A 14856-nucleotide genomic window follows, 5' to 3' on the forward strand; every position below is an offset into this window, starting at 1 on the left:
TGCGCTGAGGGGCGGTGCGCACGATGAGCTGGTTCCAGGCCGTGCCGTCGCTCGCGGTCGCGCTCGCCGTGCTCATCATCCCGGGCGCGGCAGTGGCTTCGCTCCTCAGGCTTCGCGGACTCGCACTGCTGGGGGCGTCCGCCCCGATCTCGATATCACTCATCGCCGTCGCGGCACTCATCTCGCCGTGGATCGGGCTGACATGGTCGCCGTGGGTCGTAATCGGCCTCACACTGGCGGCTTGTCTCGCAGCTGTCGCATGGTCGCGGTGGGTCGGTCGCCCGAAGGGCACGCACTCCACGCCGGCCGGTCGGCGGTTCGCAACGGCGTGGCCGCTTGTGATCGCCGTCGTCACGCCCGCTGTCGTGATCGGCTTCACCTTGATCCGAAGCATGGGGCAACCGGACTACCTTTCGCAGCGATATGACAACTTCTTCCACCTGAACGCCGTCCAGTACGTCCTCGACACCGGTAATGCCTCGCCGCTGTGGTTGGGCACGATGACTTCGGGAGACACGGGCGGTCTGCCCTTCTACCCGTCCGCGTGGCACGCACTCGTCGCGCTGGTGGTCGACCTCAGCGGCGCGAGCGTCGTGGTGTCCACCAACGCCGTCGTGATCGTGGTCGCTGCTGTCGTGTGGCCGGTCGGTGCGGTACTGCTGACTCGAACCCTTCTCGGCCGGGGACGCGCTGTCGTGATCGCGGCCGGCGTGCTTGCGGCCGCGTTTCCCGCGTTCCCGTACTTGCCGCTGCACTACGGCGTGCTCTACCCCCTCTTCCTCGGACTCGCCGCCCTTCCGGCCGCCCTTGCGTTCGCCTCCCTCGCACTACGGCCCGGCACTGTTCGTCGCAGACAGGATCTTGTTCTGCTCGTCCTGCTGATGATCCCGGGTCTCGGCGTCGCTCACCCGGGCGCGTTGCTGGCGCTGCTCGCCCTCACACTGCCCGCCATGATCGCCCTGTTGGCCCACGCCATCGTGCACGCTCGCAGCGGAACCTTCCGCGTCGTGTGGATCGGCGTTCTTCTCGGCTATCTCGGCGCGGGGATTCTGGCGCTGTGGGTCGTCCGTCCACCGGCGAATCAGATCTACTGGGGCGTCATCGCCACCTTGCCGCACGCGGTCGGCGAAGTCGTGACGGCGTCGGTCTACCAGTATCCCGTGGCGCCGGCTGTCGCGGCTCTTCTGGCCATCGGAGCCTACTCTTGCCTCCGACGACCCACGTGGCGCCGCTGGGTGATCCTCGGGACCGCGGTCATCGGCTCGTTGCTCTACATCATCGTCGCGGGCTCGCCCTTCGAAATCCTGCGTACGTGGTTGACCGGACCGTGGTACAACAACGCTCCCCGCCTCGCATCGATCTGGGTGGTCGCCGTTCTCCCTCTTGCGGCGTTGGGCGCCTCGACATTCGTCCGCTTCGTGCTGGGTCGACTCCCCGCGCTGCGCAGACGGATCGACGCGCACAGGCTGCTCGGGGCCGTGATCGCGACGATCGTTCTGCTCCTTGCCACGCAGGGCGTCGCGATCCGACAGGCGGCTGCTGACCTCGAATTCACCTACGATCTGCGTCCAGGCGGGCCGATCCTGACCCCTGACGAGTTCGCCCTGATCATGCGGTTGCCTGAGTTGGTCCCCGCGGACGCTGTCATCGCCGCGGACCCCTGGACCGGCGCCTCCTTCGCTTATGGGATGTCAGACCGCCGTGTGCTCATGCCGCATCTGTTGATGGAGGAGTCGGATGCCGCGCATGTCGTCAACACGCGGCTGAGCACAGCGGGAGACTCCCCGGCGGTGTGCGCGGCGCTCGAGGAGACCGGTGTGCGCTACGTGCTCGATTTCAGCAGTGATGGAGACTTCATGGACAACGACGGCGACTTCTCGGGTCTGGACGGGTTGGCGGTGTCACCTTACGTCGAGCCGATCGCCGAGCAAGGCGACGCGGTCCTCTACCGGATCACCTCCTGTGGGCTCTCCTCATGAGCACGATCGATATCGTGGTGCCGTTCTGGGGCGACCCGGAGCTCTTGAAGCTGACGGTCGAGTCCGTGCGTGCTCAACGCGATCGCGACTGGCGCCTCGTGGTGATCGACGACTGCTACCCGGACGAATCGGTTCCCCGCTACTTCGAAGCGATCGACGATCCTCGTGTGACGTACGTCCGCAACGAGGTGAACCTCGGCATCACGGAGAACTATCGGGCCGCGATCCGTCTGGCGACCGCCACTCATCTGACGATCCTGGGCTGTGACGACCTCCTTCTGCCGAATTACATCGAGGTCGTCCGCCGGACGGTCGCCGCCGTCCCCGATGCCGACGTGATTCAACCCGGCGTGCAGGTGATAGACGAGCATGGCGCCGTCGTCATGCCACTTGTCGATCGTGTCAAGCAGGGGCTGCTCGCCCCTCGACGCAAGGACGGCATCGCGGTTCTGCGCGCGGAGCGGATGGCCACGAGCCTCATTCGCGGAGACTGGCTCTACTGGCCATCCCTGACTTTCCGCACAGACACGCTGCGCCGGGTCGACTTCCGAGAAGGCCTGCCGATCATCCAGGATCTCGCCCTCCTCATGGATGTCGCGTTCGAGGGCGGCACTCTCGCCTATAACCCTGAGTTGGCGTTCTCGTACCGTCGCCACGGGGGAAGCGCGTCGCAGAAGACGCTGTTGGACGGCAGCCGTTTCCGCGACGAACGCGCTTACTACCGACAGGCGCGTCGGCTTGCGAGCGGGAAAGGCTGGACGCGCACCGCTCGGACGGCTCGATTGCGAGCCATGTCCAGATTGCACGGCGTCGCCGAACTTCCCGGCGTCATCCGGCGCGGTACGGGTGCCGGGATACAATCGACAATCGCTCACATCTTCGCGCTCTGAGCCGCGAGCCTGCGCCACCGCCCGTCCACCAGGAGTTCTCATGTCCGACCACGTACTCATCACCGGTGGAGCCGGATTCATCGGATCCAGTCTGGCGAAGCGCTTCGTCGCCGCAGGCATGTCCGTCACGGTCCTGGACGCGCTCATCCCGCAAGTGCACGGCGAAGACCCCGCCTCCACCTCTCCGCTGCTTCGATCCCTGGACGGTGTGGCCGAAGTGATTGCAGGGACGGTCAACTCTACAGCGGATCTGCGGCGCGGCCTCGACCGTGCGAACATCGTCGTCCATCTCGCAGCCGAAACGGGTACCGGCCAGTCGATGTACGAGATCGATCGGTACACCGGGACGAATGTCGGCGGAACGGCGAAGCTGTTGGACCTGCTGGCCAACGAACCCCACGAGGTCCGGCGGCTCGTGATCGCATCGTCGCGGTCCATCTACGGAGAGGGCTCGTATCGGACGGCGGACGGCCGCGTCGTACATCCGCCGCACAGGGCCGATGCCGACATGGCCGCCGGTGATTTCTCGGTTCATATGCGCGGCGAGGGGGACCTGCAGGTGATCCCCACCGATGAGGACGCGAAATTGCATCCCTCGTCGGTGTACGGCATCACCAAGCAGATGCAGGAAGCGCTGATCATGACCGTTGCGCCGACGATCGGCGTGGAGCCGGTGTCACTGCGATACCAGAACGTCTACGGTCCCGGACAGTCGCTGAAGAACCCGTACACCGGCATCCTGTCCATCTTCTCCACGCTGATCCGGCAGGGCAAAGAGATCAACATCTTCGAGGACGGACTCGAGAGCCGCGACTTCGTGTACATCGACGATGTCGTCGAGGCGACGTTCCTGGCGGCGACCGAACCCGGTGCGTCGGGCGGTGTCTTCAACGTGGGGTCCGGGGTGGCCACCACGGTCCAGGATGTCGTCGCGGCCCTCTTCGACGCCTTCGGCACGGAGGTCCCGACGCGTGTGTCGGGCAACTACCGCCTCGGAGACATCCGACACAACATCGCAGACACCACCCGGCTGCGGGAAGTGCTGCGGTTCGAGCCGAGCGTCGACTTCGCAGAGGGGCTCCGCCGGTTCGTGGAGTGGGTGCTCACAGAACCCGTCGAGGGTGACAGCTACCAGAAGTCTCTCGACGAGATGTCATCGCGGAACCTGCTGAAGTGACCCTGCCGGGGATGCTGCGGGGGACTCCGTATCCCTACCGCCGCAACAGCCTGAACATGTTCCGGCTGATCCTGGCAGGCCTCGTCCTCTTCGCGCACAGCTGGTACATCGCGGGCCAGGGATCGGGTCCGTCGATACAGGGGGAGAATCTGGGCGGCTGGGCGGTCGCCGGCTTCTTCGTGCTCAGTGGGTTCCTGATCACCCGCAGTCGGATTCGGACCTCACCGGGTGAGTACCTGCTGCATCGCGTCGCCCGCATCTACCCGGCCTTCGTCGTCGTGCTGTTCGTGACGGCCTTCCTCTTCGCGCCGATCGCGCTCCTCATCGAACAGGGCTCCCTTTCGGGATTCCTCACCACGCCGATCACGCCGTTCCAGTACGTGTGGGGAAATCTGGCGCTGCACATCGACCACTACGCGATCGGGGTGACGCTTCAGACGGTGCCGTACCCCGGGGCATGGAACGGCTCGCTCTGGACCCTGTTCTACGAGTTCCTCTGCTACCTCGTCGTGTGGGTCCTCGGATTCGCAGCGGTCTTCCGGCGGTCGCCGATCGTCGTCGCAATCCTGTTCGTCCTCAGCGTCGTGACGTACGCCCTCATCGGAGTGGCCAGCCGGGCGGGTCTGGACGGGAGCTTCGAGCTCTTCGCACGGCTGCTTCCGTTCTTCCTCGGAGGCTCGCTCGTGTACTTCCTCATCGAGCGGTCGGGGGTCAATCGGCTGCTGGGCATCGGAGCGCTCATCGTGACCGTGCTGCTGATCGTCTTCATCCCGCGGTGGGGCGGCCAGGCGTCCGCCCCCTTCCTCGCGTACGGTCTGCTCTCCCTGTCCACCTGGATCCCTCAGCCCCGCTGGGTGGCACGAAACGATGTGTCCTACGGGTTCTACATCTACGCGTGGCCCGTTCAGCAGCTGACGGTTCTCGTCGGCGGGGCGACGATCGGGATGCCGCTCTACATCTTGGTCACGGTCTTGGTGACCTTCGCTCTGGCCTGGCTCAGCTGGGTTGTGGTCGAGCGGCCGGCGATGCTTCTGGTGCGTCCGAAGGACGAGGCTCGCACCCCCGTTCCGGCAGATGCGCCGGGAGACATCCAGACCTCCTGACCTCAGGCGGTCTGCACGCGGCGCTGCGCCTCCCGCCACGCGCGCATCAGCATCCATCGCGATCTCAGTGCGGCGCGCACCCCTCGCGGCTTCTCCGAGGATGCGTTCGTGCTGTGGATCCGTCGACGCACTGTCGGCTGCTCGACGTGCCGCAGAACACCGTGGGCGTTGGCGACGGTCGCGATCCAAAGGTCGTGCGACTCGGTCAGGAAGTCGGGGAACGGAGTCACGAGCGGCAGCAGGTCCCGGCGGATCGCCATCGCGCAGCCGAAGTATGGCGCGGAGCCGGCGAGGATCCGCAGCTCATTGCGTACGCGATGCCGTGACGTGGCCGCGCGCAGCAGCCATGGTCGTCCGGTCAGCGGCGATCGCAGGGGCTCATCCGTGCCGAGGAGGAGGAGGTTCGACGCGGCCACGCCCGCCTCCTGAGCCGCCTCGACGAGAGCAGCCCGGCGTCCGGGTACCCATTCGTCGTCCTGATCGGCGAGGAAGAGCACATCGTTCGTGGCCGCGAGCATCGCGGCTTCGAACGTATGGACATATCCGCGATTCGCGGCTTGGCGGATGACACGCACGCGGGGATCGGACAGCGCCTGCACGGCGGCGACTGTCCCATCGCTGCTCGCATCGTCCACGATGATTACCTCGTCGTGAGGCGTCAGCTCGTCGAGGATGGACGTCAGCTGGGCTTCCACGTAGGCCTGCCCGTTGTAGGTCGCCATGCAGACGCTCACGCTGACGGGCTCACTCACTGGACGGTGCCGCCTTCCAACGCGTCACAGGCGGGCACCGGCACGTACACTTGCTTCCGATGCGGTCGCTCATGCTCAGGCTCGCGGGGTTCACGGGAGCACCGATCCTCTCGGCGCTTGCCCCGTTCATCATACTTCCCGTCATCTCGCGACTTGTGGGAGCCGAGGGGTGGGCGAACTTCTCGGCGGGCCAGTCCATCGGCATTCTCGGCATGGTGGGTGTGCTGTTCGGCTGGGGGATCGTGGGACCCGTTCGGGTTGCACGCGCGACGTCGCAGCAGGATCGAGCGGTGATTCTGCACGAGAGCATCCGGTCGAGGCTGCTGACCTCCCTGATCGCAGTCCCCGCCGCTGCCATCGCCACCTACCTCGTCTGCGGCCCCGACTATCGCATCGAGTCGATCGCGATCGCCGTCGCGATGACCCTGGGTGGCTTCACGCCGGCATGGTTCTGCATCGGGGAGGGCAATCCCCGCGGACTGATGATCTTCGATGCTGCACCCAAGTTGGCGGCGTCTCTCGTCGGACTGCCCATCGTCGTCTCGACTGGTCAGGTGCTGTGGTACCCGGCACTGTTGTTGCTTTTCACGGTGCCCGTATTCGCGGTGCACGCACGCCGAACCGCGCACGGCGACGCCCTCGGTGACGCGCGGCCGCGTGCGCTGCGAAGCGTCATGCGCACGCTCGTGCCCACGGCGGCGATCGACGCGACCGGTAACGCGTATGGATCCACCGCGATACCGATTGCCACAGCGGGGTTGAGCGCTTCCGATGCGAGCGCATTCGCGTCTGCCGACCGGGCCTACCGAATCGGTACGCTCGCCGTGGTGGCCGTCGCCAATGCGTTTCAAGCGTGGGTCCTGGATCCTCACGCGCACGATGTGCGTCGTCGACACCTGGGCGCGATCTGCGCACACCTCGCCCTCGGGCTGCTCGGAGGCGCGGCGATCGCGGTGCTCGGGCCCTGGGCGACGGGGGTGCTGTTCGGAGCCGATGTCGCCGCGCAGGCGGTGCCCAGTGCGCTTTTCGGCATCGCGTTCCTGTGCATCTCGCTCGCCACCCCACTGATCCGGAATCTGCTGATCCCGGCCGGGCGGGTACGCACGGTCTTCGCGGCGACGATCGCCGCTGCGGCGGTGGGGTTGGTCATCATGGTGCTCGGTTCGGCAGCGGGCTCCGCGGCGATCGTCTCGCTGGGCGTGGCGTCGTCCGAGTTCGTGGCTCTCGCGGTGCTGATCGTGCCGGCGGCGATGGAGTTCCGTCGTCTGAACACGCCGGGCGCGCATACGCAGCCGATGTAGCCTACGGGCTTTCCGCTATGCGATCGGCGGCCCAACGAACGCTGTCGGCAACAGCAGCGACGCGCGGAGCCATCCTTCCCCCTCTGCCGGTGCGCCCGTCGTGCCACCCCGCCTTCAGCAGGCTCCACATCGCCTTTCGCGGCCGGGCCATCGCACAGACGACGGTGAAGTAGACGGCATCCGCGACGGTGTCCCGCAGGATTCGCCCTCGATGCCGCCGTGCGTGCAGACGATTGACCAGAACGCGGTTGCGCGCGCGGTAGTAGTAGCGGAAGGGCGTACTCAGCATCATCACCCGTGGAATGCCCGGTAGGGCGGGCCCACGCCGCCGGTAGCCGACTCCGAGGCGGTGCTCGAGCACCAGACCCGGCGCCGCCACCGCGACGAAACCGGCCGACGAGCATCGCAATTCGTACTCGGTGTCGACCAGGTCGATGAACAACGGCTCGAGCATAAGCCCCACATGCGAGAGCAGGTCACGTCCGAGAAGCATCCCCGACTGGATCACCCGCCGCGCTCGAAGCACTCCATCCTCGCTGTCGCCGTGGGCTTGGCGCACCTCGGCGAAGTACTCGGGTACGACCGGTCCGACGCGCAGCCCGCTCCGCTGTGCATGGTCGTGGGCGTCCACCAGTGCCTCGACGAAGCCGAGGCCGATGCGAGAGTCCTGGTCCAAGGTGACGACGCGATCCGCCCCTGTCTCCAGCGCAGCCCGGATCCCGGCGTTCAGTGCGACGGCGATGCCCGAGTTCTCGCGCAGCCGGATCACCGTCACGCCTCGTGACTCTGCAGCCTTCAGCGTGCTGTCGAACTCGGGTCCGCTGCCGTCATCGACGAGCATCACGCCGTCCACCTGACGAAGGATCGATGCGACCTCGCCTGCCAACGACGGGCCGGGTCTATAGGCGGTCACGACCGCCCAGACGCCGTGCGACGCCATCAGCGTGCGCCGGGCTCAGCCTGATCGCTGTCGGCCACGGCCTCCATCGCACTCACTCTCGACGTGAGCCGATCGATCTGCGCGCGTGCGATCGCGGTCTCTTCCGCCACGCGCCGGATCTCGTCTTCGGCTTGCGAGAGCTCCCACGACAGGTGAAGGGTGACCCCCAGCAACAGGACGATCGCCAGCGAGAAGAGAAGGTTGGCCGGAACCGCGACTCCGAGCGTGTCGGTCAGCCACAGCAGCAGCTGGGGGAACAGGCCCAGAAGAAGCACGGCGAGCCCGATCACGAGCCACATCACCGCGTACTTCTCTCTGAGCTTGCGCGCCAACAGCATCCACACCACGATCACGAGGATGACGACGGCCAGCGCGATTCCGAAGAGGACGATCATGCGACTGCTCCCGACGGGGCTGAGCGGGCCGGGCGTGCCCGCCGCAGAACAGCGAGGCTCAGCGCGAAGACCGCGCGAAGCAGGTACAGCGTCGCTCCGACGGTTCCCTGGGTGGACGTGCCGTGCAGTCGCGGCCGCATGGCGACCGGAACCTGAGTCACCGTGAGCCCGGCATGACACGCGGCCACCAGCGAATCGAGCGTGTCCCCGAAGTACTCTGCGGGGTAATAGCGCACGTACTGCTCGATCGCACGGGGCCCGGCGGCGCGGAAGCCGCTCGTGGCGTCGGTCAGCTTCGTCCTGGCCACGCGAGAGAGAACCTTCGCGAGAAACACCATCGCCCAGCGCCGCGGGCCGCGCACGCTGTAGTCGCCCACGTCGGCGAAACGCGCACCGATCGAGATGTCCGCATCGCTCAGACCAGCCAGGACGAGGTCGATGTCCGCCGGGTTGTGCTGACCGTCGGCGTCTACTTGGATCGCTCGGCGATAGCCCATCCGCTGTGCGTAGGTGAAGCCGGTGCGCATCGCGCCGCCGACACCGAGATTGAATGGCAGACTGAGCACGGTCGCGCCGGCTGCCCGCGCGATGGCCGCCGTGTCGTCTGTGGATCCGTCGTCGACGACCGCCACGTCGTAGAGCGCGCTCGCAGCGCGGATTTCCCGCAGGGTCGCGCCGACGTTCCGCGCCTCGTTCCATGCCGGGACGATGACCAGAACACGTTCAGGCGAGACCGTCATAGTCCTGCGATCCTACCAACGACGTTCCCCGGCCCTTGTGCGCGATCAGCTCAGGGGCGCGCCGATCGGGTAGCTGCTCAGATACTCGGCCGGGAGGGTTTCGATCGCGGGGCGGCGTCCGCCTCCGATGGAGAGGAGAGTCGCGTAGCTCTGGACGTGGTGGAGTTCGCCGCTCGAGTACTGGTACACCTCCGGTGTTCCCGTGAACTGCACGACGGCATTCTCCGCGAGCAGGGGAGCTCCGATTCCCACCCAGGCCGCGGTATCGACCGCCCACGGGAGGATCGTGAGAGGTCGGGCTCCGTTGAGGGCGGTGAGCTGGGCGTACGTGCGGACATGACGCAGCTTGCCGCCCTCGACGACGTAGACCTCGCTGCGACCCTTCGGCTGGATGAAGAGCGGGGCGCCCGCGGGCACGGTCGACAGGGTCCACGCCGAGCATTGAGCGGCGGTCAGCGCCGATGTCGCGAGTCCTCCGACATCCGTCCCCTGTACCGGCACGAGTCGACCGTTCGACGCGAGATACATCTGGTCCCCGCACGCCACTGCCGGAGTGAGCTGCGCAGATGCCACGGTGCTCAGTGCCAAAGCGGCATCCGGGACGACGGCGTATCGAGTGGCGCCGAACTCCGCAGCGAGGGCGAAACTGGGGATGTGGATCAGCGGACCCGTCGGCGTGGCGAGAAGGACGTCTCCGGAGGAGGCCGCCCGTACGAGCGTGTTGGCGGCGAAGAGGGTCGGGCCGAGCGGGATCGCTTCCGCAGCATCCGTCCGCATCGTCGCGACGTACCCGGCCGTACCCTGTGAGGCCGTCTTCCAGGCGCTCTGATCGAACACGGGCCGACGCGTGCCCGACTCAAGCAGGTACACCTGCGGCGATGCTCCCGTTTTGACGAAGGAGCCGACATCAGCGCCCGTCTGGAACGCATCTGCGAGCCGAGCCTCCAGATTGACGAAACTCATGAAGGCGTACCCGAACAGCGCCACTTGATCGGCGGTGGCGAACCGATGCTTGGTTCCGTCTGCCTCCAGCAGGAACAGCGTGCCCGTTCGCGGATCGTGTACGTATCGCCCGATGTCGCGGCCGGTGGGGAGTGTGCCGGCATATGCGGACGTGACGGTGGCGATGGCGCCCAGGCGGGAGCGCAGGACGACCAAGTCTTCGTAGGTCGCGACATGGTGCTTCGTTCCGTTGGAAACGAGGAAGACCTCAGGTGTGCCGCTGGCCTGAATGAGCGCGGACGCGGATGCCGGAGCGGTGCTCACCTGGGTGCTGCCGAACCAGTCCGTGAAGCGCTGGTAGAAATTGCGATTCCCGTACGTCGAGCAGCCGTCGCCCTGCCCGTAGCCCGCGCGCAGCGATGCGGCGTTGGGCTGGTAGGGCGTGTAGTAGTAGAGGTTGGCGGTCGCCTGGTTCTCGATGTAGACAGGCGACGAGCCGCATGACGCGTTGGGGCTGTATCGCAGATTCCACGTCTTGCCGGGCGCGTAGTAAGTGAAGTAGCGGTTCTCCGTGTAGATCTTGAACTGGCGTGCGGCGCCGTACATCTGGTTGAAGAAGCCGTAATAGCGCGTATCGCACGCCGCAGTGTCCGGGCAGCCCTGCCCCATCGCGATCGTGTATCGCCAGTCGGACGGCCACGTGTGCGTGACGAGCCCCTGCTCCTTTTCCAGCGTCACGATGAGGACCTGGGGATTGATTCCGCACGATTGTGCGACTTTGTAGATGATCCGCGCGGCCGGCTCTGCGCTCCCACCCTCATAGCCCGCGCAGTAGCTGTCAGCGGCACGTGTGGTCGTCGTCTGCCGGAAGTCTTTGAGGCATGTGTACCCGGCCTGGCAACTCGTCACCTTCTGGCGCAAGAAGCTGTCGATCTGCGACTCCGACATCGTCGAGGCCTTGAAGAAGACTTCGTTCGAGATGATGTTGCCGGGTCGGAACTGCGACAGGTCCGCTGTCTTGACCACGCCGCTTGCAGCAATCGCGGCTGATTCCGAGAGCGTCTTCGCCGCAGCAGGCGACGGCGAGGTGATGCCCGCCGTCAGCGCGACCGTCAAGGCGATCACGGCAGCGACAGCCGTGATTACACGGGGCAAGCCTCGATGGGCGGAGCGTGGGGTCATGGGGACATTGTGGCGGAAGTGAATGCGAGATACCACTGTTACAGAAGAGAAAGAGGGATGACGCGCCGCCGTCCTCGTCATTCCCAGCCGCGGCGGTCGAATACCCCGTGAGCCGGTGTGACACGATTGACGGGTGAAAGGCATCATCCTGGCCGGGGGTTCCGGTACGCGTCTGCATCCGGTCACCTTGGGTGTGTCGAAGCAGTTGATTCCGGTGTACGACAAGCCGATGGTGTACTACCCGTTGTCGACGTTGATGTTGGCGGGGATCCGGGAGATTCTGATCATCACGACGCCGCATGATGCGCCGTTCTTCGAGCGGTTGCTGGGGGACGGGTCGCAGTTCGGGGTGGAGTTGTCGTTCGCGGTGCAGCCGTCTCCGGATGGGTTGGCGCAGGCGTTCACGATCGGTGCGGATTTCATCGGGGACGACAAGGTCGCTCTGGTCCTGGGGGACAACCTGCTGTATGGGCCGGGGTTGGGGACGCAGTTGAAGCGGTACGCGGATGTCGATGGTGGGGCGATCTTCGCGTATTGGGTCTCGGAGCCGTCCGCGTACGGGGTGGTCGAGTTCGACGGGTCCGGGCGTGCGGTGTCGTTGGAGGAGAAGCCGGCGAACCCGAAGTCGAATTTCGCGGTCCCGGGTCTGTATTTCTATGACAACGATGTGGTGGGTATCGCGAAGGGTTTGAAGCCGTCGCCGCGGGGTGAGTTGGAGATCACGGATGTGAACCGGGCGTATCTGGAGGCGGGGCGCCTGCAGGTGGAGGTGTTGCCGCGGGGGACGGCGTGGCTGGATACGGGCACGTTCGATCAGATGACCGATGCCGCCGACTACGTCCGCACGATGGAGCGGCGCACGGGGATGCGGATCGGTGCTCCGGAGGAGATCGGGTGGCGGCAGGGGTTCCTCACGGATGAGCAGCTTCGGGAGCGTGCGGTGAAGCTGGTGAAGTCCGGGTACGGGTCGTACCTGTTGGAGATCCTGGAAAGAGGCCGCTGATGGGGACCCTTCTCGTGACCGGTGGGGCCGGGTTCATCGGCTCCAACTTCGTCCACCATGTCGTTGAGCACACCGATGACCGGGTGGTCGTGTTGGACAAGCTCACGTATGCCGGGAACCGGGCCTCTCTGGCGGGGCTTCCTTCGGATCGGGTGGAGCTGGTGGTGGGGGACATCACCGACGCAGCGCTGGTGGATGACCTGTTCGCGAAAGTCGACGCGGTGGTGCATTACGCGGCGGAGTCCCACAACGACAACAGCCTGCATGATCCGCGCCCGTTCCTGGACACCAACATCATCGGGACGTACACGCTGCTGGAAGCCGCCCGCAAGCACGACCGGCGGTTGCATCACATCTCCACCGACGAGGTCTACGGGGATCTGGAGTTGGATGACCCGGACCGGTTCACCGAGAACACCCCGTACAACCCCTCCTCCCCATACTCCTCCACCAAGGCCGGCAGCGACCTTCTGGTGCGGGCGTGGGTGCGGTCCTTCGGGGTGCAGGCCACGATCAGCAACTGTTCGAACAATTACGGCCCGTACCAGCACGTGGAGAAGTTCATCCCCCGCCAGATCACGAACGTGATCCGCGGGATCCGCCCCAAGCTCTACGGGGCCGGGGAGAACGTCCGCGACTGGATCCACGCCGATGACCACTCCTCCGCCGTCCTCACGATCCTCGATAAGGGCGTGATCGGGGAAACCTACCTGATCGGCGCGGACGGGGAGCGCAACAACAAGGACGTCGTCGAACTGATCCTGGAGCTGATGGGCCAGCCCAAGGACGCGTACGACCATGTCACCGACCGTGCCGGGCACGACCTGCGGTACGCGATCGATTCCACCAAACTCCGCACCGAGCTCGGCTGGGCCCCCCAGTACTCCGACTTCGACGCCGGGCTTGCCGCGACGATCGCCTGGTACCAGGACCACGAGGACTGGTGGGCACCCACCAAAGACGGTGTCGAAGCGTTCTACGCCACGAAAGGCCAGTAACCCCCGATGACGGAGTTCGGCAAAGACCTGACGCGCACGCAGACCCCGATCCCGGGTCTGGTGGTGTTCGACCTGCCCGTGCACGGCGATAACCGAGGTTGGTTCAAGGAGAACTGGCAGCGGGAGAAGATGCTCCCGTTGGGCCTGGAGGACTTCGGGCCGGTGCAGAACAACATCTCCTTCAACGACCAGGTCGGCACCACCCGCGGCATCCACGCCGAACCGTGGGACAAGTTCGTCTCCGTCGCCACCGGCCGGATCTTCGGCGCGTGGGTCGACCTCCGGCAAGGCCCCACGTTCGGCGCCGTGTTCACGACGGAACTGGACCCTTCCAGGGCGATCTTCGTGCCCCGCGGGGTCGGGAACTCGTACCAGACCCTGGAACCGGACACCGCGTACACGTACCTCGTCAACGACCACTGGTCCCCGAACGGGGAGGGGTATTCCTTCCTGAACCTCGCCGACGAGACCGCCGCGATCGACTGGCCCATCCCCCTGGCCGACGTGGAGATCTCCGCGAAAGACCACGCCCACCCCCGCCTGAAAGACGTCGCCCCCGTCCCGCCCCGCAAGACCCTCATCCTCGGCGCGAACGGCCAACTCGGCCGCGCCCTCCGTGACGAGTTCGGCGAGCACCCCCACATCGAATACACCACCCGCGCCACCCTGGACATCACCGCCCCGAACCTGGCAACCGCACGGCGCTGGCGGGACTACGACACCATCATCAACGCCACCGCATACACCGCCGTCGACAAAGCCGAAACCCCCGACGGCCGCACCGACGCGTGGGCCGTGAACGCCACCGCCGTCGCCTCCCTCGCCCGCATCACCACCGAGAACCGGATCACCCTGGTCCACGTCTCCTCCGACTACGTGTTCGACGGCACCAAGCACGGCGAATACACCGAAGAAGACCCCGTCACCCCGCTCGGCGTCTACGGGCAGACCAAAGCCGCCGGCGACGCGATCATCACCACCGTCCCCCGCCACTACCTCATCCGCACCAGCTGGGTCATCGGCGACGGCAACAACTTCGTCCGCACCATGGCCTCCCTCGCCGAACGCGGCATCAACCCCACGGTCGTCGACGACCAAACCGGACGCCTCACCTTCACCACCGACCTCGCCGCCGGCATCCACCACCTCCTCAACACCCGACCCGCGTACGGCACCTACAACCTCACCGGAACAGGCACCCCCACCACGTGGGCCGACATCGCCCGCACCGTGTTTGAACTCACCGGCCACGACCCCGACCGCATCACACCGGTCACCACCACCCAGTACTACGCCACAGCCACCACACCCACCGCACCACGCCCCCACAACAGCACCCTCGACCTCACCAAAATCACCACGACCGGCCACACCGCACCCGACACCGCAGACTCACTCGCGACCTACCTTCGTCGCTGACAGCGAAGAGTCCGGGTGTCTCAGCAGGGCTGAGG

The 14856-nt window shown here is 66.1% G+C and carries 13 protein-coding genes; 8 read left to right on the top strand and 5 right to left on the bottom strand.

Annotated features, from left to right (window positions below):
- Positions 1-23 precede the first annotated feature (23 nt).
- The 4 genes from AB0P18_RS07700 to AB0P18_RS07715 are packed head-to-tail and all read left to right on the top strand — an operon-like array spanning position 24 to position 5149.
- Complete coding sequence (locus AB0P18_RS07700) at positions 24-1979, top strand: DUF6541 family protein (protein ID WP_363359570.1); 1956 nt, start codon at positions 24-26, stop codon at positions 1977-1979.
- Entirely contained in the window at positions 1976-2869 is an 894-nt protein-coding gene (locus AB0P18_RS07705; protein WP_363359571.1) for a glycosyltransferase, read from the top strand. Before AB0P18_RS07700 ends, AB0P18_RS07705 begins: the two co-directional genes overlap by 4 nt.
- A 40-nt stretch (positions 2870-2909) precedes the next feature.
- Positions 2910-4046: an NAD-dependent epimerase/dehydratase family protein gene (locus tag AB0P18_RS07710; protein WP_363359572.1), complete on the top strand. Its 1137-nt coding sequence runs from the start codon at positions 2910-2912 to the stop codon at positions 4044-4046.
- Entirely contained in the window at positions 4043-5149 is a 1107-nt protein-coding gene (locus AB0P18_RS07715; protein WP_363359573.1) for an acyltransferase, read from the top strand. Before AB0P18_RS07710 ends, AB0P18_RS07715 begins: the two co-directional genes overlap by 4 nt.
- A 2-nt stretch (positions 5150-5151) precedes the next feature.
- Here the strand turns inward: AB0P18_RS07715 and AB0P18_RS07720 are convergent, their stop codons facing one another.
- A complete protein-coding gene (locus tag AB0P18_RS07720; RefSeq protein ID WP_363359574.1) occupies positions 5152-5901 on the bottom strand; it encodes a glycosyltransferase in 750 nt (249 codons plus the stop codon).
- Positions 5902-5960: 59 nt separating this feature from the next.
- On the opposite strand from AB0P18_RS07720, the gene AB0P18_RS07725 reads away from it, so the two are divergent.
- Positions 5961-7202, top strand: a complete 1242-nt coding sequence (locus AB0P18_RS07725) for a polysaccharide biosynthesis protein (RefSeq protein WP_363359576.1) — start codon at positions 5961-5963, stop codon at positions 7200-7202.
- A gap of 1 nt (position 7203) precedes the next feature.
- Here AB0P18_RS07725 and AB0P18_RS07730 read toward each other — a convergent pair whose 3' ends face one another.
- The 4 genes from AB0P18_RS07730 to AB0P18_RS07745 are packed head-to-tail and all read right to left on the bottom strand — an operon-like array spanning position 7204 to position 11401.
- The gene (locus AB0P18_RS07730) at positions 7204-8142 is read right to left on the bottom strand and encodes a glycosyltransferase (RefSeq protein ID WP_363359578.1); all 939 of its coding nucleotides are present in this window, start codon (positions 8140-8142) and stop codon (positions 7204-7206) included.
- Entirely contained in the window at positions 8142-8537 is a 396-nt protein-coding gene (locus AB0P18_RS07735; RefSeq protein WP_363359579.1) for a DUF2304 domain-containing protein, read from the bottom strand. Before AB0P18_RS07735 ends, AB0P18_RS07730 begins: the two co-directional genes overlap by 1 nt.
- A complete protein-coding gene (locus AB0P18_RS07740) occupies positions 8534-9277 on the bottom strand; it encodes a glycosyltransferase family 2 protein (protein ID WP_363359580.1) in 744 nt (247 codons plus the stop codon). The genes AB0P18_RS07735 and AB0P18_RS07740 overlap by 4 nt, the downstream gene beginning before the upstream one ends.
- 45 nt (positions 9278-9322) lie before the next feature.
- Positions 9323-11401, bottom strand: coding sequence for a hypothetical protein (locus AB0P18_RS07745; protein ID WP_363359582.1), 2079 nt, complete (start codon positions 11399-11401; stop codon positions 9323-9325).
- A gap of 133 nt (positions 11402-11534) precedes the next feature.
- Between AB0P18_RS07745 and rfbA the strand changes: the two genes are divergently transcribed.
- From rfbA to AB0P18_RS07760, 3 genes are read left to right on the top strand one after another with little or no spacing between them, the layout of a single operon-like run.
- The gene (gene rfbA, locus AB0P18_RS07750) at positions 11535-12404 is read left to right on the top strand and encodes a glucose-1-phosphate thymidylyltransferase RfbA (protein ID WP_363359583.1); all 870 of its coding nucleotides are present in this window, start codon (positions 11535-11537) and stop codon (positions 12402-12404) included.
- Positions 12404-13402 carry a dTDP-glucose 4,6-dehydratase gene (gene rfbB / locus AB0P18_RS07755; RefSeq protein ID WP_363359584.1) on the top strand — a complete coding sequence of 333 codons (999 nt, stop codon included), beginning with the start codon at positions 12404-12406 and terminating at the stop codon, positions 13400-13402. Before rfbA ends, rfbB begins: the two co-directional genes overlap by 1 nt.
- A gap of 6 nt (positions 13403-13408) precedes the next feature.
- Positions 13409-14821, top strand: coding sequence for a bifunctional dTDP-4-dehydrorhamnose 3,5-epimerase family protein/NAD(P)-dependent oxidoreductase (locus AB0P18_RS07760; RefSeq protein ID WP_363359585.1), 1413 nt, complete (start codon positions 13409-13411; stop codon positions 14819-14821).
- Positions 14822-14856: the final 35 nt, after the last annotated feature.

The organism is Microbacterium sp. NPDC064584 (assembly GCF_040687315.1).
GTDB classification, from domain to species: Bacteria; Actinomycetota; Actinomycetes; order Actinomycetales; family Microbacteriaceae; genus Microbacterium; species Microbacterium lacus.

Bases quoted from the DNA above. Each gene is read 5' to 3' on its own strand.
- AB0P18_RS07700 (WP_363359570.1), top strand. From the start codon at position 24: ATGAGCTGGTTCCAGGCCGTGCCGTCGCTCGCGGTCGCGCTCGCCGTG.
- AB0P18_RS07705 (WP_363359571.1), top strand. From the start codon at position 1,976: ATGAGCACGATCGATATCGTGGTGCCGTTCTGGGGCGACCCGGAGCTC.
- AB0P18_RS07710 (WP_363359572.1), top strand. From the start codon at position 2,910: ATGTCCGACCACGTACTCATCACCGGTGGAGCCGGATTCATCGGATCC.
- AB0P18_RS07725 (WP_363359576.1), top strand. From the start codon at position 5,961: ATGCGGTCGCTCATGCTCAGGCTCGCGGGGTTCACGGGAGCACCGATC.
- AB0P18_RS07730 (WP_363359578.1), bottom strand. From the start codon at position 8,142: ATGGCGTCGCACGGCGTCTGGGCGGTCGTGACCGCCTATAGACCCGGC.
- AB0P18_RS07735 (WP_363359579.1), bottom strand. From the start codon at position 8,537: ATGATCGTCCTCTTCGGAATCGCGCTGGCCGTCGTCATCCTCGTGATC.
- AB0P18_RS07740 (WP_363359580.1), bottom strand. From the start codon at position 9,277: ATGACGGTCTCGCCTGAACGTGTTCTGGTCATCGTCCCGGCATGGAAC.
- AB0P18_RS07745 (WP_363359582.1), bottom strand. From the start codon at position 11,401: ATGACCCCACGCTCCGCCCATCGAGGCTTGCCCCGTGTAATCACGGCT.
- rfbB (WP_363359584.1), top strand. From the start codon at position 12,404: ATGGGGACCCTTCTCGTGACCGGTGGGGCCGGGTTCATCGGCTCCAAC.
- AB0P18_RS07760 (WP_363359585.1), top strand. From the start codon at position 13,409: ATGACGGAGTTCGGCAAAGACCTGACGCGCACGCAGACCCCGATCCCG.